14 protein-coding genes and 1 tRNA gene are annotated in these 21,321 nt (G+C 68.8%); 7 read left to right on the top strand and 8 right to left on the bottom strand.

All coding sequences use genetic code 11. The annotated features are described in order from the left end of the window. From ACX938_RS09230 to ACX938_RS09215, 4 genes are all read right to left on the bottom strand, one after another. Complete coding sequence (locus ACX938_RS09230; protein ID WP_459430821.1) at nt 1-930, bottom strand: ABC transporter permease subunit; 930 nt, start codon at nt 928-930, stop codon at nt 1-3. Nucleotides 931-942: 12 nt separating this feature from the next. Then, nucleotides 943-1,866: an oligopeptide ABC transporter permease OppB gene (gene oppB, locus ACX938_RS09225; RefSeq protein ID WP_232751989.1), complete on the bottom strand. Its 924-nt coding sequence runs from the start codon at nt 1,864-1,866 to the stop codon at nt 943-945. 69 nt (nt 1,867-1,935) lie between these two features. Then, a complete protein-coding gene (locus tag ACX938_RS09220) occupies nt 1,936-3,573 on the bottom strand; it encodes a peptide ABC transporter substrate-binding protein (RefSeq protein WP_232751988.1) in 1,638 nt (545 codons plus the stop codon). Between the two features lie 499 nt (nt 3,574-4,072). Further along, entirely contained in the window at nt 4,073-5,302 is a 1,230-nt protein-coding gene (locus ACX938_RS09215) for a GAF domain-containing sensor histidine kinase (protein ID WP_459430820.1), read from the bottom strand. 406 nt (nt 5,303-5,708) lie between these two features. On the opposite strand from ACX938_RS09215, the gene ACX938_RS09210 reads away from it, so the two are divergent. Beyond that, a tRNA-Thr gene (locus ACX938_RS09210) sits at nt 5,709-5,784 on the top strand. Between the two features lie 100 nt (nt 5,785-5,884). Here ACX938_RS09210 and ACX938_RS09205 read toward each other — a convergent pair. The 4 genes from ACX938_RS09205 to ACX938_RS09190 all read right to left on the bottom strand — a co-directional run bounded on the left by ACX938_RS09205 (nt 5,885) and on the right by ACX938_RS09190 (nt 13,436). After that, entirely contained in the window at nt 5,885-8,455 is a 2,571-nt protein-coding gene (locus tag ACX938_RS09205; protein ID WP_459430819.1) for an HWE histidine kinase domain-containing protein, read from the bottom strand. Then, on the bottom strand, nt 8,452-9,030 hold the full coding sequence (locus ACX938_RS09200) for a heme oxygenase-like domain-containing protein (protein WP_459430818.1): 579 nt from the start codon (nt 9,028-9,030) through the stop codon (nt 8,452-8,454). The genes ACX938_RS09205 and ACX938_RS09200 overlap by 4 nt, the downstream gene beginning before the upstream one ends. A gap of 110 nt (nt 9,031-9,140) precedes the next feature. Then, nucleotides 9,141-12,215, bottom strand: coding sequence for a valine--tRNA ligase (locus ACX938_RS09195; protein ID WP_459430817.1), 3,075 nt, complete (start codon nt 12,213-12,215; stop codon nt 9,141-9,143). 1,011 nt (nt 12,216-13,226) lie between these two features. Continuing rightward, nucleotides 13,227-13,436 carry a DUF1127 domain-containing protein gene (locus ACX938_RS09190; protein ID WP_232751983.1) on the bottom strand — a complete coding sequence of 70 codons (210 nt, stop codon included), beginning with the start codon at nt 13,434-13,436 and terminating at the stop codon, nt 13,227-13,229. A gap of 1,221 nt (nt 13,437-14,657) precedes the next feature. On the opposite strand from ACX938_RS09190, the gene mraZ reads away from it, so the two are divergent. The 6 genes from mraZ to ACX938_RS09160 all read left to right on the top strand — a co-directional run bounded on the left by mraZ (nt 14,658) and on the right by ACX938_RS09160 (nt 21,280). After that, nucleotides 14,658-15,137, top strand: a complete 480-nt coding sequence (mraZ, locus tag ACX938_RS09185) for a division/cell wall cluster transcriptional repressor MraZ (RefSeq protein WP_232751982.1) — start codon at nt 14,658-14,660, stop codon at nt 15,135-15,137. A gap of 1 nt (nt 15,138) precedes the next feature. Next, the gene (gene rsmH, locus ACX938_RS09180; protein WP_459430816.1) at nt 15,139-16,134 is read left to right on the top strand and encodes a 16S rRNA (cytosine(1402)-N(4))-methyltransferase RsmH; all 996 of its coding nucleotides are present in this window, start codon (nt 15,139-15,141) and stop codon (nt 16,132-16,134) included. Continuing rightward, a complete protein-coding gene (ftsL, locus tag ACX938_RS09175) occupies nt 16,134-16,481 on the top strand; it encodes a cell division protein FtsL (protein ID WP_232751980.1) in 348 nt (115 codons plus the stop codon). Before rsmH ends, ftsL begins: the two co-directional genes overlap by 1 nt. Continuing rightward, entirely contained in the window at nt 16,478-18,259 is a 1,782-nt protein-coding gene (locus tag ACX938_RS09170; RefSeq protein WP_232751979.1) for a peptidoglycan D,D-transpeptidase FtsI family protein, read from the top strand. Before ftsL ends, ACX938_RS09170 begins: the two co-directional genes overlap by 4 nt. Before the next feature lie 109 nt (nt 18,260-18,368). Continuing rightward, nucleotides 18,369-19,853: a UDP-N-acetylmuramoyl-L-alanyl-D-glutamate--2,6-diaminopimelate ligase gene (locus ACX938_RS09165; protein ID WP_459430865.1), complete on the top strand. Its 1,485-nt coding sequence runs from the start codon at nt 18,369-18,371 to the stop codon at nt 19,851-19,853. Then, a complete protein-coding gene (locus tag ACX938_RS09160) occupies nt 19,850-21,280 on the top strand; it encodes a UDP-N-acetylmuramoyl-tripeptide--D-alanyl-D-alanine ligase (RefSeq protein ID WP_459430815.1) in 1,431 nt (476 codons plus the stop codon). The genes ACX938_RS09165 and ACX938_RS09160 overlap by 4 nt, the downstream gene beginning before the upstream one ends. Nucleotides 21,281-21,321 lie beyond the last annotated feature (41 nt).

The following is a 21,321-nucleotide window of genomic DNA, read 5'->3' as shown; positions in this document are numbered from 1 at the left end:
TCAGCGGTCCTTCGGGTCGAGCGCGTCACGCAGGCCATCGCCGATGAAGAACATCGTGATGATGATGGTGACGTAGAAGAAAAGCGGGAAGGCGAGCTGCCAGATCGTGCCATAGGCCATGGTCCCGGCGCCCTCGGCGATCAGCCGCCCGAGCGAGGTCATGGGCTCGGAGATGCCGAGGCCCAGGAAGGAGATGAAGCTCTCCGCCAGGATCATCTCGGGCACCAGGAGCGAGGCATAGACGATCACCACGCCGATCAGGTTCGGCAGGATGTGGCGGAAGATGATCTGCCCTTCGCTGACGCCGCCGGCGCGGGCGGCCTCGATGAACTCGCGGGTCTTCAGGGTCAGCGTCTGGCCGCGCACGATGCGTGCCATGGTCAGCCAGGAGACCGCGCCGAGCGCGATGAAGAGCGTCACGAAATTCCGCCCCGCGACCACCAGGATCAGGATCAGGATCAGCGTCAGCGGGATCGCCAGCAGGATGTCGACCACCCGCATCATCGCGGTGTCGAGCCGGCCGCCGTAGAAGCCCGCGATGACCCCCCAGGCGGTGCCCACGAGCAGCGCCATGGCGGCCCCGATCAGCCCCACGAGAAGCGAGGTGCGCGTCGCCTGGATGGTGCGCGAGTAGAGGTCGCGGCCTAGCTCGTCGAGGCCGAAGAAATGCCCGGATGCGATCGAGGGCGCGCCGTTGCGCAGGATGTCCCCCATGTTGGCCCAGTCAATCTCCTCGTTGTCCCAGACCGCGATCAGCGGCCCGAAGACCACGAAGAGCACGATCAGGCCCAGCACGAAGACCGAGGCCATGGCCGCCTTGTTGCGGACGAAGCGGCCCATGGCGTCGCGGAACAGCGAGCGCCCGCGCACGGCCGTGAAATCGGTGATGTCGGCGGCGAGCTCGGCCGTCTTTTCGGAGCGTGCGAACATCGTCTGGCCCCCTCAGTAACGGATTTTCGGGTCGAACCACGCATAGGCGAGGTCGGTGAGAAGGTTCACGATCACGGTCAGCGCGCCGTAGAGGATGGTGATCCCCAGAAGCACCGCGTAGTCGCGGGTCAGCGCCGAGCTGACGTAGGACTGCCCCAGGCCGCCGGTCGAGAAGTAGAGGTCGACGAAGACCGAGCCGGTCAGCACGTAGACGAAGACCGGGCCAAGGTAGGAGATCACCGGCAGGAGCGTCGGCTTCATCGCGTGGCGCCAGATGATCGCCCGGTCGGGCAGCCCCTTGGCGCGGGCGGTGCGGATGAAGTTGGAGTTCATCACCTCGAGCATGGAGGAGCGCGTGATCCGCGCGATCGACCCCATGTAGGAGGTGGAGAGGGCGATCACCGGCATGATCAGGTATTCCCACTGACCGCCGTTCCAGCCGCCGCCGGGCAGGAGCCCCAGCCAGAGCGTGAAGGTCAGGATCAGGATCGGGCCCATGATGAAGTTCGGCAGCGCCTGCGCGGCGATGCCCAGCGACACGGCCACGTAGTCGATCCAGGTGTTGTGCCGGATGGCGGCAGTGATGCCGAGGCTCACGCCCACCAGGGTCGCCGCCAGGAAGGACAGCGCGCCATAGGTCAGCGAGATCGGGAAACCGTTGGCGATGATCTCGTTCACCGAGCGGTCCTTCTGCACGAAGGAGGGCCCGAAGTCGAAATGCACCACGATGTTGTAGAAATAGTCCCAGAGCTGCTTCCAGAGCGGCTGATCGAGCCCGTATTGCGCCTCGATATTGGCCAGGACCTCGGGCGGCAGCGGCCGCTCGGAGGTGAAGGGGCCGCCGGGGGCGACATGCATCATCAGGAAGGAGGCGACGACCAGCAACATGATTGTCGGGATCGCGACCAGGAGGCGGCGAAGGACGTAGAGAGCCATGATGGGTGACCTGAAATTAAAGCCGCTCCCGCCCGGGTCGGGGCAGGAGCGGCGCTGGGTTGCGTCTGGTTATTCCGCGGTCTTGTAGAGGTCGCGCGAATACCAGTTCTGTTCCACGTTATCGACGGGCCAGCCGCCGACATCGCTGTCGAGCATGTAGACGCCCGCGTAGTGGTAGATCGGGATCACCGGCATGTCGCGGGCGATGATCTGCTCCGCCTCGGTGTAAAGCGGGGTGGTGTCCTCGGCGGTCTTCGCCTCCTTGAGAAGCGCGTCATACTCCTCGTTGGCGTATTTGCCGTCGTTGTAGCCCGAGCTGGTCTGCAGCAGGTCGAGGAAGGTCGAGGCCTCGTTGTAGTCCCCGCACCATGCGCCGCGCGCCAGTTCGAAGTCCTGGTTGCCGCGGGTGTCGAGGAAGACCTTCCACTCCATGTTCGACAGGTTGGTCTGCACACCGAGCTTCTGCTTCCACATCTGGCTCAGCACCACGGCGATCTTCTCGTGCGCCTGGTCGGTGTTGTAGATCATGTCGAAGCTCAGCGGGTTGTCGGGACCGTAGCCCGCTTCCGCCATCAGCTCCTTGGCCATGGCGTCGCGGTCTTCCTGCGACATCTCGGCCATCTCGGTCTGGGGCGGGGTGAAGCCCGCGACCGCCTCGGGGGTGAAGGTATAGGCCGGGGGTTCGCCGCCCGCCTTAATGTTCTCCACGATCACGTCGCGGTCGACGGCCAGGGCCAGCGCTTTGCGGACGTTGGGGTCCTTGAAGGCCTCGGGGCCGCTGTCGCTGAGGTTGAAGGTGTAATAGTAGTTGCAGAGCCGCGGGAAGCTGATCGCCTCCTCGGGGTTCTCTTCCTTCAGCCGCGGGAACTGGCCGGCGGGCACTTCGGTCCGGTCGAGCTCACCGGCCATGTAGCGGGTCAGCGCGACGTTCTCGTCGTTGATCACCAGCGCGACGGTCTTGTCGAGGATGGTGTTCTCGTTGTCCCAGTACTCGGTGTTGCGCTCGCGGACGATGCGCTCGCCGGGGCTGTATTCGGTCAGCACATAGGCGCCGTTCGAGACGATGTTGCCGGGCTGGGTCCAGCTGCTGCCATGCTCTTCGATCACCGCCTGCGGGCTCGGGAAGGTGGTCGAATGCGTGGTCATCTGCGGGAAGTAGGGCAGCGGGGTCGAGAGCGTGACCTCGAAGGTCTTCTCGTCCACCGCGCGCACGCCAAGGGTGTCCGGCGCGGCATCGCCGGCGATGATCTCGGAGGCGCCCTCGATGGACATCAGCTCCATGAACCACTGGTAGGGCGAGGCGGTCTCGGGATCGACCGCGCGGCGCCAGGCGTAGACGAAGTCACCGGCGGTGACCGACTCGCCGTTCGACCAGGTCGCCTCGTCGCGCAGCGTGAAGGTATAGGTGCGCTTGTCCTCGCTCAGCTCGTAGCCGGTGGCGACGCCCGGGATCAGGTTGCCCTCGGCATCCTGGTTCATCAGGCCCTCGAAGAGGTCGCGCACCACGTCGGAGCCGTTCACGTCCTCGACGATCTGCGGATCGAGCGAGCTGACGTCGTCGAGCAGGCGGTAGGTGAAGGTCTGGTCCTCGGCGAGCTCCTCGCCGGTTTCGGGATGCGTCGCCGCGGTCGCTGCCGAAAGGCTTGCCGCGGTAAGGACGGTGCTCGACAGGAGCGCCGTCAGGGTCAGTCGCGTAAAGCGGGTCAAGGTTGTCTCCCTGTAGTTGGTACCCGCGGGAAACCCGCGGGGTCGTGCTGACCGATGCGCCGCGCCGGGCGCAGCCGCACCGGGAATTTCCGGAGCATAACTTCACGAGCCGTGCCCGCAATGCGTGCGAAGCCTCTGACCCCACGTCGAAACCGCAGATCCCGGCAAGTATTTGCCGTTGTTTGATCAAAACTTCGGGACGGACGCGGGATTTCCGCCGATCACCCCCTTGCGCCGGGGATCCGGCGCGGGGCAGGCGGGGGTCTTCGGGCGCGATCGGGGGGTGCGGCGCGAATCTCTTGGCGACTCAGGTGCGGGCCGAACTTGCGGGGTTTGGGCTCAAAGGCGCGCCAATATGCGCAAATCCCGCAGGCTGTTGCCAGAATGACGCGGCGGCTCGACGCTCCGGGCCAGGGGCCGCATTGGCGCCCTGCCACGAAAAACGCGCCGGGGCGAGGGCCCGCGGCGCGCTTAGTGATCTACTTCAGCGGGTGGGGTCTCAGCCCGCGGTATCGACCACCTTGGCCCCCGCCAGCGCGCGCCAATGGGGCAGGCGGATCACCGCGGTGGTCTGCGCGGGCTCGGCCTCGACCAGGAACTCGCCGCCGTGCAGCTCGATCAGCTTGCGGGTCAGCGGCAGCCCCAGCCCGAGCCCGCCGCGGGTGCCCCGCGCCGACATCTCGTCGCCCACCACGAAGGGTTTGTAGAGCTCGGCCAGGTCGAGCTTCTCGTCGAGCGCGCCGTCGTCGCTGACCCGGATCTCGATGTTGCCCTGAGCGTCGTGGCGGGTGGAGAGCCGCATGTTCTGCCCGCCGTGGAAAAGCGCGTTCAGCGCCAGGGCGGTCAGCGCCAGCTTCAGATGTTCGGCATCGGCCAGGACCGGGCACGTCACCTCGAGCGCGCCCAGCTCGGCGCCTTTGCCTGCGTCCTGGGCGCCGGGCAGGTGGATCTCCACCGCCTCGCGCAGAACCTCGGAGAGGTCGGTCTCGGTCTCGTTGAGGTGGATCTCGCCGGTCGCGGCATTGCTGTAGCGCATGATCGACTCGACGAGCTGCGACAGATGCGCGGCCGAGCGATGCGCCGACCGCGCGAGCTTCTGGCTGGCGGGGTCCTCGGCGCGCATCTCGATCAGCCGCAGCCCGCCCAGAAGCACCGTGAGCGGCGTCTTCAGCTCGTGGCTGACCAGCGTGACGAAGGCCGATTGCCCGCGGTCGGTGTCGCTCACCGCCTGCACCGCCGGGGTCTTCTCGAGCGCCGCCTCGGCGGCCTTTCCCAGCGCCTTCAGAAGCTCGATCTGGTTGTCGCTGGGCATCTCGTGCGGCTTCAGGTCCAGCGCGCAGAGGCTGCCGATGCGGTATCCCGAGGACAGCACCAGCGGCACGCCCGCGTAGAACCGCGCGCCCGGGCCGCCCTCGGCCACCATCGGGTGGCGTTCGAACTTCGGATCGGCGCTGAGGTCGGGGATCACCATGACCTCGTCGGACATGATCGCATGGGTGCAGAAGGACTGGTCCTTGGGCATGGTCGGCAGCTCCATGCCAACCACGGATTTGTACCACTGGGTCTCGTCCTCGATCACGCTGATATGGGCGATCGGACAGTCGAAAAGCTTGCGTGTGGCGTCGCAGAGGTGGTCGAAGAGGGCCTCGTTTTCGGGCGAGAGCCCGGGAATCTTGTGCATCGCGCAGAGGCGCGCCTCTTCGTTGAAGGGGATCGGATAGGTTCGCATGGTCTCACCGCTCGATGTTACTCGTTCTCAGCCGAGGATCGCGCGGGCCTCATCCGCGCTTGGGCCGCTGGCCGACCGAGGCGGGCGGGGGCGTCTTCCGGCCCTCTCGCGCCGCCGGCAAAGCCGGGGCTATTCAGCATGGCGAATATGAAAGGTCGGCGGTCGCCGCCAAGTCAAGCCGCGCCGCAGCAAGGCCGCGCGACGGGCCGGGATTGCGGCGCGGGGGCCGCAATCCATGCGGGAATTGCAATCTGAGGCTGTATTTGGCGCGTCCGGCGCACCTTGTTTGGGCCGGGCCGTGTGACGGCCCCGGCGCGCGCCCCGGTTTTGACCACTTGCGCCCCGCCGCGCCCCTGCGCTACGAGACGGCCACGATCCGGGCGCGCTTCGCGTCCCCCCGGATCACGCCGGTATAGCTCAGCTGGTAGAGCAACTGATTTGTAATCAGTGGGTCGGGGGTTCGAGTCCCTCTGCCGGCACCACGTCTCCCCTCAGCGCAACGCCCGCCAAGGCGGTTTGACCATGCCAACCGCGCGGAGCGCTTTCTTCCCGGGCCACACAGGCGGGCCCGAGAGGCCCCCCTCACTCCGCCACCAGCCCCAGGTCCACCAGCGCCGCGGCGATGGTCTCGTTGGAGAAGGGCTTCTGCACCACCTCGCAGGGCGGGTAGCTGTCCTCGAGCGCGGCGCTGTCGCCGTAGCCGGTGGTCAGCACGAAGGGCACGCCCATCTCGGCCAGCTTCTCGGCCACCGGCAGGGACTGCTCGGCACCGAGGTTCACGTCCAGAAGCGCGACCTGCAGCTCGGTCCCGGCGATGATGGCCAGCGCATCCTTCACGGTGCCGGCGGTCTCCACCTGGGTGGCGCCGAACTCGGCCAGGATGTCGCCCGCGTCCATGGCGACGATCATCGAATCCTCGACCACCAGCGCCGCGCCGGAAAGGGCCGCGGCGCGCGGCGGGGCGCTGTCGCGACGGCTGTCGAGCGGCACCACCCGCTCGGGCTCGGCGAGATAGGAGGCGGGGATGCGGAAGCGCGCCTCCACCCCGGTCTCGGGATAGGCGATCTCGGCCTCGCCGCCGAGCTCATAGGGCAGGCTGCGCTCGATGATCGCCGAGCCGAAGCCGCGCCGTTCGGGCCGGGTGACCTTCGGCCCGTCGACCTCGCGCCAGCGGATCTCGAGCGCGCCATCCTCGGGGCGCGACAGCTCCAGCGCGATATGGCCCGCGGTGTCCGACAGCGCGCCGTATTTGACCGAGTTGGTGACCATCTCGTGCACCACCAGCGCGAGGCCGGTGTAGGCCTCGGAGGCCAGGAGCACGTCCGGCCCGCTGATGCGCACCTGCACCGAGCTGTCGCCCAGGTAGGCCGCGAACTCGTGGTGCAGCAGCTCCGAGAGCGCCGCCGGGGCCCAGTCCTCGCGGGTGAGCTGGTCGTGGGCGCGGGCCAGCGCGTGGATGCGGGCGTCGAGGTTCTTGGAGAAATCCGCGACGCTGAGGTTGTCCTTGCCCGACTGGGTGATCAGCCCGCGCATCAGGTTGAGGATGTTGCGCACCCGGTGGTTCAGCTCGGAGATCAGCAGCTCCTGGCGCTCCTGCGCGCGGGCGCGGTCGGCGGCCTGCTGGTCGCTGATCTTCAGGAAGATCTCCAGGAGCAGCGTGCGCAGGTCCTCGGCGTTCTGGTGGTCCTCGGGGCTCCAGGGCGCGGATTGGCCTTCGACCGTCTCCTTCCAGACCTCGAAGCTGCGGCGCGGGTTGATCTGCAGGCCGGTGGGGCCGGGCTCGGCGGGTTTTTCCGGGTTGCCGGCCCAATGCACGGTGCTTTTCAGCTCGCGCCGGCAGAGCATCAGGTAGTCGCGCGGGCTGCGCGAGATCGGGATCGCGAGGACGCCGGCGCAGTCCCTCGCGTAATCCGCGGCGGCGGGCAGGTCGTCGCCCAGCCGGTCGCTGGCGTAGACCCGCGAGGCGGCGGCGGTGTTGAGGTAGCGGGTGATCTCGCCCACCGCCTCTTCGGGCGGGGTGCTGCCCCAGAGCGTCGCCTTGCCCTCGGTCACCAGCACCGCGCCGTCATGCGGGATCGCGGCGGCCAGCTCGTCCGAGAGCGCGCGCAGGCTCTCGGCCAGGCCATGGCCCTCGGTCATCCGCAGAAGCAGCTTCGACTGCAGCGCCTGCACCTCGTCGCGGGCGCGGCGGCGCTCGGCCTCCTCGAGGCGCACCAGCTCGTAGGCGAAGAGATGGGCGAAAAGCTCGATCGCGGTGCGGGTCTCGAAGGGCACGAAACGCGGGCTGCGGTTGTGGCAGGCAAAGAGCCCCCACAATTCGCCGTCCTTCAGGATCGAGACCGACATGGAGGCCTTCACGCCCATGTTCTTCAGATACTGGATATGGACCGGCGAGACCGCGCGCGTCACCGCCAGCGACAGGTCGAGCGGCGCGCCCTCGGGGGCGCGGGGCGGCACGATCGCGGCGCCGGGGTCCGAGACATCGGCGATGAGCCGCAGAAGCGACTTGGTGTAAAGCGCCCGCGCCTGGCTCGGGATGTCCGAAGCCGGGAAGCGCAGGCCCAGGTAGCTCGGCCCGTTGCCGCGCTGGCTTTCGGCGACGACCCGGCCCGAGCGGTCGGGCTCGAAGCGGTAGACCATGACCGAATCGAAGCCACAGAGCGCCTGGATCGCCCGCGCGCCCTCGGCGCACATGGTCTCGAAGTCCTGCGCCTGGCGCACCCGGTCGAGCAGCGGATAGGTTTCAGACAGAGCGTCGCTTTCCGACCGCGCGCCCGCGGGTTCGAACTCCAGCACCAGGTGCCGCCCGCTCTGGTGCACCGAGAGGTCGAAGCGCGCCGCCCCGAGCGCCATGCCGAAGAGCCGCAGCGTGCCCTGGCCGCCGCCCTGCTGGCGCAGCTTGTCGCGGATCTGGCGCTGCGCGGCCTCCGAGATGACCTCGGCGAAAGGCCGGCCCAGGGCCGCCTCGGCCTCGGGGCCGAGGACCCGGGCCAGGTTCTCCGAGGCGTGCTGCACGATCCAGTCCGAGGAGACGGCGATCAGCGCGCCGTAGGACTGCACGCGGCCGAGAAGATGGATCTCCTCGCGGTCGCAGGTGCTGAGGTCGATCTCGGGCGCCGTGGCGCGGGCGCTGTTGGCGGGGTCTGGGCTCATCCGGCCTCCTGCAGCGGGGTCAGGCCGGCGCGTTGCGCGGCGGCGGAAAAGAGGGCGAAGCCGCGGCGCGCGTCCTCGGCCAGGGTCGCGAAGGCGGGCGAGGCGGGGTCCCAATGCGCAAGCCGGTCGCGGAAGGCGCGCCAGCCCTCGGCGGGGGGCGCGGCGCGGAAGGCCTGCGGACAGGGCAGGCCGTGCGCCGCGAGATGGCGCTTGATGACCTCGGTCCCGAGGCGCGAGCCCAGCGTCAGATAGGCGGTGGCCATGGGCGAGATTGGCGCGGGGACGGGCAGGGCCAGCGGCGGGTGGTCGGCCAGATCGGCGCGGAGCCCCGCGAGCATGGGCGCCAGCACCTCCGCCTCTTCGGGCAAGGGCGGGCCCGCCCGCGCGGCGTCGAGCGCGAGAAAGGCGGCCTCCTGGGCGCGGAGAAAGGCGGTCAGATGCCGGGCAGGGCGCGCCATGAAGGGGGCGAAGCCCGCTTCGACGGCGTCATGCGCCGTGCCGGTGGCGCTGCGCAAGGCGCGGCTGGGGTTGATCCTGCGGCACCCCTGGGGCGGGGCCACATTGTCCTGCGGCATACGGGCCTCGATGTTCCGGACAGGGTCATCTGTCCGATATCATTGCGCCGAAGCCCGAGAGATTTCCAGAGCTTCGGCGATTTCGAGCCGCCCGCCGCGGCTGGACCTCTCTAGCCGATTTCCTTGAGCCTTGCGAGGGCCGCGTCGATCGCCGCGAGATCCTCGTCCCGGGCCACCAGGTTGGCCTGGGTTTCCTCGACTACCTCCTCGGGGGCGCTTTCGACGAACTTGGGGTTTTTCAGCCGTCCCCGCAGGCCGTTGGCCTCTTTCTCGAGCTTGCCGCGCGCCTTCTCGAGCCGGGCGATCTCTTCGCCGACGTCGATCAGACCCTCGAGCGGCAGCCCGAAGGAGGTGGCGCCCACCGGGATCGTCACCGTGCCGCGCGGGAAGCTCTCGACCTCGTCGAGGCGTTCGATTCGCGCCAGCCGCTTGATCAGGTCGGCGTTGCGGTCCCAGGCGCCGCGCTCCTTCTCGCCGAGATCGGCGACCAGCATCGGCGCATAGAGCCCCACCGGCACCCGCATCTGCGTCCGGGCCGAGCGCGTGCCCTCGATCAGCGCGATGACCCAGCGCATCTCGGTCTCGGCCTCGGCGTCGATCAGATCGGCGGCGCGGTAGTCGGGCCAGTCTGCATGGACCAGCATGCCGTCGCGCTTGGCCGACAGCCCCCAGAGCTCTTCGGTGACGAAGGGCATGAAGGGATGCAGCAGCACCATGCACTGATCGAGCACCCAGCCCATGGTCGCGCGGGTCTCGGCCACGACCTCGGCGTCCTTGTCGAAGAGCGGCTTGGAGAACTCGACGTACCAGTCGCAGACCACGCCCCAGACGAAGCTGTAGAGCGTGTTGGCCGCGTCGTTGAAGCGGTAGCCCTCGAGCGCCTCGTCCACGGTCTCGCGGACGCGGGCGGTCTCGCCGATGATCCAGCGGTTCACCGTCTCGCGCGCCTGGGGCGGCGTGGCGCTGGCCTCGCGGCCCTCGAAGACGCCGTTCATCTCGGCGAAGCGGCAGGCGTTCCAGAGCTTGGTGCCGAAGTTGCGGTAGCCCGCGATCCGGTCCTTGGAAAGCTTCAGGTCGCGGCCCATGGCGGCCATGGCGGCCAGGGTGAAGCGCACCGCGTCGGCGCCGTATTCCTCGATCAGGTCGAGCGGGTCGAGCACGTTGCCCAGCGACTTCGACATCTTCTTGCCCTTCTCGTCGCGGACGAGGGCATGGACATAGACGGTGTCGAAGGGCCGTTCGCCGACCACGGCGTATTGCATCATCATCATCCGGGCGACCCAGAAGAAGATGATGTCGAAGCCGGTGATCAGCACCGAGGTCGGGAAGTAACGCTTCAGTTCCTCGGTGTCCTCGGGCCAGCCCAGCGTGCCGATCGGCCAGAGCCCCGAGGAGAACCAGGTGTCCAGCACGTCGGGGTCGCGGAAGACCGGGATCGCCTGCGGGCGCCGGCGCTGGTCGACGCCGGTGGTGTCGGTCATGTTCTGGAAGTAGCCGGCCAGCATCTCGGTGGCGGCGGCCTCGTCCTCGACCATGATGAACTCGGCGTCATCGCCGAAGGTGGCGTGCATCTGCTGCAGCGCCTCTTCCTCGGTCGCCGCGCAGAAAGAGCGCCATTCGTCGCCGAAGCCGGGCGTGTGCCAGACCGGGATCTGGTGGCCCCACCAGAGCTGGCGCGAGATGCACCAGGGCTCGATGTTCTCGAGCCAGTGGAAATAGACCTTCTTGTCGCGCTCGGGCAGGATCTCGACGGTGCCGTCGCGCACCGCCTCGAGGGCGGGGCCGACCACCGCCTCGGCGTCGACGAACCACTGGTCGGTCAGCATCGGCTCGATCACCACCTTCGAGCGGTCGCCGAAGGGCTGCATGATCAGCTTTTCCTCGATCAGCGGGACCAGCGCCTCTTCGGGGGGCGTGCCGCCTTCCTCGGGCTGGGCCTTGCGGGCGGCCTTCTTGCCGAGCCGGGGATCATGGGCGGGGACCATGACGGCCAGCCCCTCCTCGGTGATCTGTTCGACCACGCGGCGGCGCGCCTCGAAGCGGTCGAGCCCGCGCAGGTCGTCGGGCACGAGGTTGATCGCGTCGACCTCGCTCTCGCTCAGGGTCGTCTCGCCGCGCGCCACGGCCATGGCGGTCTCGGCGGCCTCGGCGTAGGCCGCGCCGTCGGCGCGCATCTGCGCGCCCATGTCCATCAGCCGGTAGCAGGGGATGCCGCCGCGCTTGGCCACCGCGTAGTCGTTGAAGTCATGCGCGCCGGTGATCTTCACCGCGCCCGAGCCGAAGTCCGGGTCGGGGTATTCGTCGGTGATGATCGGGATCAGGCGGCGGTGTTCCTTGGGGCCGACCGGGATCTCGCAGAAGGCGCCGACGATGGGCGCGTAGCGGCTGTCCGAGGGATGCACCGCCACCGCGCCGTCGCCCAGCATGGTCTCGGGGCGGGTGGTGGCGATGGAGATGTAGTCGCGCTCTTCCTCGAAGAGCACGGTGCCGTCCTCGTCCTTCTCGACGTAGGTATAGGTCCGGCCGTCGGCGAGCGGATACTTGAAGTGCCACATCTGGCCCTGGGTCTCGACGTTCTCGACCTCGAGGTCCGAGATCGCTGTCTCGAAATGCGGGTCCCAGTTCACCAGCCGCTTGCCGCGGTAGATCAGGCCCTTCTCGTACATGTCGACGAAGACCCGGATCACCGCGTCGTGGAAGTTGCCGTCCTCGCCCTCGGGGGCGTTCGGCGCGCCGGACATGGTGAAGGCCTCGCGCGACCAGTCGCAGGAGGCGCCGAGCCGCTTGAGCTGGCCGATGATCGTGCCGCGCGACTTGATCTTCTGTTCCCAGACCCGCTCGAGGAAGGCGTCGCGGCCCATCTCGCGGCGCGAGGGCTCGCCGTTGGCGGCCATCTCGCGCTCGGTGACCATCTGCGTGGCGATGCCCGCGTGGTCGGTGCCGGGCTGCCAGAGCGTGTCGTGCCCGCGCATCCGGTGCCAGCGCACCAGGATGTCCTGCAGCGTGTTGTTGAAGGCATGGCCCATGTGCAGGCTGCCGGTCACATTCGGCGGCGGGATCACCACCGAGAAGGCCTCGGCGCCGGGCTTGGCATTGGCGCCCGCGCGGAAGGCGCCGGCCTCTTCCCAGCCGTCATAGATGCGGGTTTCGGCGGTTTTCGCGTCGAACGTCTTGTCCATCGCCATGATGCCTCGGGCCTCCTTCGTCACTGGCGCCACGCTCTAGCGCGGCAGGGCGGGAAGGGAAAGCGCAAGGCCGCGCAAAAACCGGGTGCCGGAACGAAAAGCGGCGGTGCCCCAGGGAGGAGGAGGGGGACACCGCCGCATAGGCCAAAGGTCAGGGAGGAGGAGAGACCTTTGTGCTCTGTCCGGGCCGTCGGGCCCGTATTTTGGGGACGACGCGCCTCCAAGGGAGGAGGAGAGAAGGCGCGCCGCCCGATCCGAAGGCCCCAAGGGAGGAGGAGAGGACCTTCAGCTCTGTCGCGACGGGGGTGCTTGGCCCGTGCCGCGTATCTCGGGGCGACGACCCTCCAAGGGAGGAGGAAAGGAGGGCCGCCGCCTAATCCGAAGGCCCCAAGGGAGGAGGAGAAGGACCTTCAGCTCTGGTGCGGTGCGGGACGCTCAGGGTCCGCGCCGCGGTATTTCGGTGGCGACGACCCCCAAGGGAGGAGGAGAGAGGGCCGCCGCCTAACCGAAGGTCCCAAGGGAGGAGGAGAAGGACCTTCAGCTCGGGTGCGGAAAGGGACGCTCGGGTCCGTTCCGCTGTATCTCGGTGGCGACGACCCCCAAGGGAGGAGGAGATGAGGGCCGCCGCCTTATCCGAAGGCCCCAAGGGAGGAGGAGAAGGACCTTCAGCTCTGGCGCGGAGAGGGGCGCAAGGCCCGTTCCGCGGTATGTCGGTGGCGACGACCCCCAAGGGAGGAGGAGAAGAGGGCCGCCGCCTTATCCGAAGGTCCCAAGGGAGGAGGAGAAGGACCTTCAGCTCTGGTGGGGAGTGGGGTCTGGCGACCCGATCCCCGGAAACTTTGCGGCGACACCAGGGAGGAGGTCGGTGTCGCCGCGGTCGCATGAGGGCCAGGGAGGAGGAGGGCCCTCAAACTCGTTTGGGAACGCCTGTCCCCTTGTTTGGTTGCAAGGCGCTGAATATTTTATTCGCGCCGTTGCGGAGCGGGCGCGGCTCGCGCGCCCTGCCGTGCCTTAGCGGTCGTAGGCCGCCTGCCATGCGACACCGCGGATCATCGAGCGTGCGATGCCGAGATCGCCCAGCTCGCGATCGCTCAGGACCGACAGTTCGTTGACGGTCTGGCGGTAGATCCGGCGGCGCTCGAGGCGCTCACGGATGTCTGCGTTCAGGCGGGCGAAAAAGCCGCCGGCGGCGGGAGTGTTTTGCGTGACTGCGTATGCCATCAGTCTGTGTCCATCTGTCTATCGTCGCTTCGTTGACCCTTAATTGGGCCTGATGCTGCAGATGCACAATGGCCATATGCTCAAAGCTGCTATGCATCATGTGCAACATTAAAATGGCGCAAAAACAGGCGGTTGCGTGACGAAGCTTTTTGTTCCGAGAATGTAACGCGGCGTCACTTCGAGGGATGGCAGCGGTAACGCAAGCGCTTTGAGCCCTGAGTGGCGCCGCAGCGCAGCACATATGCGACTCTCTGAATGGCCTGGGCGTTGGCAAGGGTGGGTGTCGCGCGCGGGGCTGGGTGGCCGGGCAGGGTGCTCCTCTGCCTCGCGCGGGCGGGGCGTGCGGAGGGTCTGGTCAAGCGCGCGCCCCAGAAGCCGCGCGGGCGGCCTGACCCCCGGTCTCTCGCCTGCTCACGCGTGTGCGCGCGTGCGCGTGCGCGCGGGCGAGAATAATCGGTCGGGCGGGGCGCAGGACGCGGCACCGCCCCGGGATCGCCCTGGGAAACCATGGGCGCGGCTGGGCGCGGGGCTGAATATCGGCGCATTTTGGGAATTCATGGGCAGCCCCTGGCCGCGCCTGGGGCGCCGCAACCGCGCGCGCCCTCGGACCTCAAGGATTCAAGGCGCTTGCCGTATCCCCGCATTCGTGATTCGAGAGGCGGAAGGGGCCCAACGCCGGGATTTTGGCCCCGAGTTCCAGAGGCGCGCAAAAAAATCCGGGAAATCATGGGCCATATGCGACAGCCCAAATCCTCGCTAGATGTGGTGCTGATTGGCAGGTTCCCGCCTAGATAGGCTAAAATTTGCGTGATCTCCCACCCCAATATCTAGTTTTCCACATGCCCTGTGGACAACATTCGGTGGTGGCAGCGTAAAAAAATCGTTGCGTCCCACAAATTCCCATGCCATCCATAATTCATCGACGAGGGCAGGGAAGACAGCGGACGACAAAAGAGCCGCAACGACTTCTCCCGAAAAACAAAACAGAGCGGGTTTCATACAGGCACCTCGCTCTCGTCGGACAAAACGGAATTCCGGCGCGCGGGCGAGCAGACATCCCCCCAGGTGGCGCGCGCGATCGGGATCCTCCCGCCCAAGCGGGACCAAGGTGGCGGGTTGATCGATGGCAGCGGATCAACCCGCCATTTTCGTTCGGGGGCAAGGTGAAGGGGCCGGGCAGTGGGCCGCAGGCTGAGGTTCAGAGGATCGGGTCACCAGAAGGTGGACAAGAAGGGGCGGGTCTCCATCCCGGCCTCTTTCCGACGTGTCCTCGAGGCCGGCGACCCCAACTGGATGTCCGGCCAGACCCCCGAATTCGTCATCGTCTACGGCGACCACCGGCGCGACTACCTCGAGTGCTACACCATCGCGGCCATCGAAGAGGTCGAGGAGCAGATCGAGGAACTGCCGCGCGGCTCCCAGGAGCGCCGCATCCTCGAACGCATCTTCACCGGTCTCAGCACCACCGCGACGGTCGATGACACCGGCCGCATCGTGCTGACCCAGATGCTGCGCGAGAAGATCGGCGTGCCGGCGGATTCCGAGGCCTTCTTCATCGCCTCGGGCGACACCTTCCAGATCTGGAACCCGACCACCTACGACGAGGTCGAGAAATCGCGCGTCGACGAATATCTCGACGCGCTGCCGCCGGATGTGGATCCGCTCACGCTGCTGCCTGAAAAGCGAAAGCGGGAGGACTGAGATGAGCCAGGGCTCGGCTGCCAATCCTGATGCCCCGCACATCCCCGTTCTGCTGCGTCCCCTGCTGGCGGCCTGCGCCCCGGTTCGCGGCACCTGGATCGACGGCACCTTCGGCGCGGGCGGCTATGCCCGCGGGCTGATCGAGGCCGGCGCCGAGCGCGTGATCGGCATCGACCGCGACCCCCAGGCGCACGAGATGGCGGCGGGCTGGATCGGGGAGTATGACGGCCAGATCGTGCTGGAACGCGCCAATTTCGCCGAGATGGACGAGATCGCCAGCGGCGTCGACGGCGTGGTGCTCGATCTCGGGGTCTCCTCCATGCAGCTCGACGAGGCCGAGCGCGGCTTCTCCTTCATGAAGGACGGCCCGCTCGACATGCGGATGTCCCAGGACGGGCCCTCGGCGGCGGATATCGTCAACAAGGCGGGCGAGGTGGCGCTGGCCGAGATCCTCTTCACCTTCGGCGAAGAGCGCGCCTCGCGGCGCATCGCCAAGGCGATCCTGCGGGCCCGCGCCGAGGCGCCGATCACCACCACCGGCCGTCTGGCCGAGATCGTCGAGGGCTGCCTGCCGCGCCCCAAGCCCGGCCAGTCCCATCCCGCCACCCGCAGCTTCCAGGCGCTGCGCATCGCGGTGAACGACGAATATGCCGCGCTCTACGAGGGGCTCATGGCCGCCGAGCGGGCGCTGGCGCCCGGCGGCGCGCTGGCCGTCGTGACCTTCCATTCGGTCGAGGACCGCATGGTCAAGCGCTTCCTGCAGATGCGCGCCGGCCAGACTGGCCGCGCCAACCGCTTCCAGCCCGAGCTGACCCCGCCCGACCCGCAGTTCACGCTGGTGTCGAAGAAGGCCATCGGCCCCGACGCCGAGGAGCTCGAGGCCAACCCCCGCGCGCGCTCGGCCAAGCTGCGCGTGGCGCATCGCACCGAGGCCCCGGCGGGCCGGGTCGATGCGAAATCCCTGGCCATGCCGGAACTCAAGAAAGGGGGAGGCTGATGCGCACCTTCCTGTATATCCTGACCTTCCTGTCGGTGATCGGCCTGGCCTTCTGGGCCTACCGCGAGAACTACAAGACCCAGGAGGCGCTGACCGAGGTGCAGGACCTGCGCCGCGACATCGGCGGCGCCCGCGAGCGGCTGGCGGTGCTGAAGGCCGAATGGGCCTATCTCAACCGGCCCGACCGGCTGCGCGACCTCTCCGAGGTCAACTTCGAGCGGCTGCGGCTTCTGCAGTTCCGCCCCGACCAGTTCGGCCGGGTCGATCAGATCGCCTATCCCGCGCCGCCGATCCTCGATCTCAGCACGCCTATCGAGCTGTCCAGCGACGGAGACGACCGGCCATGATCCGCACGCCCCTGCGTCCGCTCGCGCGGATCCTCGACGCCCGCCAGAAGGGCGAGAACCCCGATGCCATCGAGCGCGAGAACCTGCGCATCCGCCACGAGCAGATGCGCGACCGCTCGCGGGTGCGCGCCGAGGGGCGGCTCCTGGTGCTGGGGGTGGCCTTCTTCTGCGCCTTCGCGGTGACCGGCGCGCGCATGGCGACGCTGGCCGCCTCGGAGCCCGCCGAGCCGCGGGCCTATACCCAGGGCGCCTCGATCGTCTCGCAGCGGGCCGACATCGTCGACCGCAAGGGCCGGATCCTGGCCACCAACATGGAGACCCATTCGCTCTACGCCCATCCCCAGCAGATGATCGAGCCCGAGCGCGCCGCCGAGGAACTGGCGCGGATCTTCCCCGAGCTCGACCGCGAGCGGCTGGTCAAGGACTTCACCGGCAAGCGCAAGTTCGTCTGGGTGCGCAAGAAGCTGAGCCCCGAGCAGAAGCAGGCGGTGCATGACATCGGCGAGCCGGGGCTTCTCTTCGGGCCGCGCGAGATGCGGCTTTATCCCAACGGCACGCTGGCCGCCCACGTGCTGGGCGGTGCGCGCTTCGGGCAGGAGGGCGTGCATTCCGCCGAGGTCATCGGCAGCGCCGGGATCGAACGCTACTTCGACAAGGAGCTGCGCGACCCCGCCCGCAAGGGGGCGCCGCTCGAGCTGTCGATCGACGTCACCGTGCAAAGCGCCATGGAGCGGGTGCTGGCCGGCGGCATGATGCTGATGAACGCCAAGGGTGCGGCGGCGGTGCTGATGGATGTGGACACCGGCGAAGTGGTCTCCATCGCCTCGCTGCCGACCTTCGATCCCAACGACCGCCCGGCGCCGCCGACCGAGGGCACGCCGGCGGACAGCCCGCTCTTCAACCGCGCGGTGCAGGGGGTCTACGAGCTGGGCTCGACCTTCAAGATCTTCGCCGCCGCCCAGGCGATGGAGCTGAATCTGGTGCGCCCCGACACGGTGATCGACACCCGCCCGCCGATGCGCATCGGCGGCCATGGCATCGGCGAGTTCCGCAACAAGAATTACGGCGACCTGACGGTCTCCGAGGTCATCGTGAAAAGCTCCAACCGGGGCACCGCGAAAATGGCGCTCGATATCGGCATCGAGCGCCAGCAGCAGTTCCTCGACACGCTCGGGTTCTTCAAGCCGACGCCGCTCGAGATCACCGAGGCTGAGGGCGGCAAGCCGCTCCTGCCGAGCCGCTGGACCGACCTGTCGAGCGTGACCATCTCCTACGGGCACGGGCTCTCGGCCTCGCCGCTGCACCTGGCCTCGGCCTATGCGGCGATCGCCAACGGCGGCTTCGCGGTGAAACCCACGCTTCTGAAGCAAAGCGGCCCCCGGCACGGGCCCCGCGTCATGTCGGATTACGCCGCCGAGGAATCGCGCAAGATGCTGCGCCGGGTCGTCACCGACGGCACCGCCAGCTTCGGCGAGGTGCCGGGCTACCACGTCGGCGGCAAGACCGGCACGGCGGACAAGCCCAAGGAGCGTGGCGGCGGCTATTACGAGGACAAGGTGATCGCCACCTTCGCCACGATGTTCCCCGCCCATGACCCGAAATACGTGCTGATCGTCACCCTCGACGAGCCGGTCGAGACCATGGGCGAGAAGCCGCGCCGCACCGCCGGCTGGACCGCCGTGCCGGTCACCGCCGAGATGATCGGCCGGATCGCGCCCTTGCTGGGTCTGCGGCCCGATTACGCCCCGCGCGAGCTTCTGCAGCTTACCGCCAATTGACCCCTCTCGGGCCTTGAACCCGGCCCGCAAAACGGGGCAACAGGAAGGCAGGGGGCGCGCATCCGCGCCCCTGGCCCGAACCCGAGCGCGGAAGGAGGGGGACTTGTCTGTGAGCGCGACCTTCAAGACCTTGGGAGAGCTGGGCCTGACCGCCCGCGGCGGCCGCGAGGCCCGGATCACCGGGCTGACCGTCGACAGCCGCGAGGTGCGCGAGGGCGCGCTTTTCGCCGCGCTGCCCGGCACCCGCGTGCATGGGGCCGAGTTCATCCAATATGCCCTGCGCATGGGCGCCGCGGCGGTCCTGACCGACGCCGAGGGCGCCGAGATCGCCGCCGAGGCGCTGGCGGGTTCCGAGGCGGCGCTGGTCGTCGCCGCCGAGCCGCGCCAGGCGCTGGCCTATTCGGCGGCGCTCTGGTTCGGCGCCCAGCCCGAGACCATGGTCGCGGTGACCGGCACCAACGGCAAGACCAGCGTCGCCGCCTTCGCGCGGATGATCTGGCAGGAGCTGGGCCTGCGCGCGGTCAACCTCGGCACCACCGGGGTCGAGGGCGACTGGTACGCGCCCCTGAAGCACACCACGCCCGAGCCGATCACCCTGCATCGCGCGCTGTCGGAAGCCGCCGCGGCCGGCGTCGATCACGCCGCCATGGAGGCCTCTTCGCACGGGCTCGAGCAGCGCCGTCTCGACGGGGTGCAGCTCAAGGCGGCGGGCTTCACCAACTTCAGCCAGGACCACCTCGATTACCACGCCAGCTTCGAGGATTACTTCGACGCCAAGGCCGGGCTCTTCGCCCGCGTCTTGCCCGAGGACGGCACCGCGGTCGTCAACATCGAGGATGCGCGCGGCGTCGACATGGCCGCCATCGCCCATGCGCGCGGCCAGGATCTGGTCACCGTGGGCCGCGACGAAGGCGCCGACCTCTGCCTCATGGCGCAGCGTTTCGACGCCACCGGCCAGGAGGTCCGCATCCGCCACGAGGGCGTGGTGCGCCAGCTCCGGCTGAACCTCATGGGCGGCTTCCAGGCCGAGAACGTGCTGGTCGCGGCGGGCCTCGTGATCGCCTGCGGCGAGCCCGCCGAGCGGGTCTTCGAGGTGCTGCCGCGCCTCGTCACCGTGCGCGGGCGGATGCAGCTGGCCGCCACCCGCGCCAATGGCGCCGCGGTCTTCGTGGATTACGCCCATACCCCCGGCGCGGTGGAAACCGCGATCCAGGCGCTGCGCCCGCATGTCATGGGCCGGCTCATCGCCATCGTCGGCGCCGGCGGCGACCGCGACGCGGGCAAGCGGCCGCTGATGGGGCAGGCGGCGGCGGATCACGCCGACCTGGTGATCGTGACCGATGACAACCCCCGCTCCGAGGATCCCGCCGCGATCCGCGCGCAGGTCATGCAGGGCGCGCCCGGCGCGCTCGAGGTCGGCGACCGGGCCGAGGCGATCCTGCGCGGCGTCGATGCGCTGGGGCCGGGCGACGCGCTCCTGATCTGCGGCAAGGGCCATGAGACCGGCCAGGTGGTCGGCGACACCGTCTATCCCTTCGACGACGCCGAACAGGCGAGCGTCGCGGTGACCGCGCTCGACGGAGGGCAGCCGTGAGCCTCTGGACCAGCGCCGAGGCCGCCGAGGCCACGGGCGGGCGCGCCACCGCCGACTGGCAGGCGCGCGGCGTCTCGATCGACACCCGCACGTTGAAGCCCGGCGATCTTTTCGTGGCGCTGCGCGCCGCGCGCGACGGCCATGACTTCGTGGCCGACGCCCTGGCCAAGGGCGCCTCGGCGGCGCTGGTCGACCATGTGCCCGAGGGGCTGCCCGAGGATGCGCCACTTTTGATCGTGCCGGATGTGCTCGAGGGGCTCGAGGCGTTGGGCCGCGCGGGCCGGGCGCGCAGCGCCGCGCGGGTCGTCGCGGTCACGGGCTCGGTCGGCAAGACCTCGACCAAGGACATGCTGCGCCGGGTGCTCTCGGCCCAGGGCCGCACCCATGCTGCCGAGGCCTCCTACAACAACCACTGGGGCGTGCCGCTGACCCTGGCGCGGATGCCGCGCGACACCGAATACGCGGTGATCGAGATCGGCATGAACCACCCCGGCGAGATCGCCCCGCTGGCGCGGCTCGCCCGTCCGCATGTGGCCATCGTGACCATCGTCGCCCCGGCGCATCTGGCCGCCTTCGAGAACATCGAGGGCATCGCCCGCGAGAAGGGCGCGATCTTCGAGGGGCTCGAGCCCGGCGGCACCGCGATCTACAACGGCGACGTGGAGACCGCGCCGATCCTGGCCGAGAGCGCGGAGCGCTTCGCCGCCCGCAGCCTCAGCTTCGGCGAGAGCGGCGGCTGCCACCACCGGGTGACCGATGTGCGTGTCGGCGATGTCTCGACCGTGGCGCATCTGCGGGCCTGGCGCGAGAAGGTGCTCTACAAGGTGGCCGTCCCGGGCCGGCACTTCGCGGTCAATGCCGCGGCGGTGCTGGCGGCGGTCTGGGCGCTGGACCTCGACCGGGCGCGCGCCTTGATCGACCTCGGCACCTGGACGCCCGGCGCGGGCCGCGGCCACCGCGAGGAGATCCAGCTCGACATCGCGCAAAGCGAGGCGCTGCTCGAGCTGATCGACGACAGCTACAACGCCAATCCCGCCTCCATGGGCGCCGCCCTCGAGGTGCTGGCCGGGGCAGAGCCGCGCGACGGGCTGGGACGGCTCGGGCGCGGGCGGCGGATCGCCTATCTCGGCGACATGAAGGAGCTCGGCCCCTCCGAGGTGGCCTTGCATGCCGCGCTCGCCGATCTGCCCGCCATGGCCAAGATCGACCGGGTGCATTGCGTGGGCCCGCTCATGCGCGCCCTCTGGGAGGCGCTGCCGCCCGAGAAACGCGGCCGCGCCACCGAGACCGCCGAGGAGATGCAGGCCCAGCTCGCCCGCGACCTCGATGCCGGCGACGTGGTGCTGGTCAAGGCCTCGCTCTCCATGGGGCTGGGGCGGCTGGTTGACGCGATACGGAAAATGCGCCAAGGCGCGGAGCCATCCTGACATCCCCAAACCCCGCGCCCGGACACGCGTAGAAAGGATCC

Source organism: Roseivivax sp., from assembly GCF_054552075.1.
This window is presented reverse-complemented; position numbering and strand designations above follow the sequence as displayed.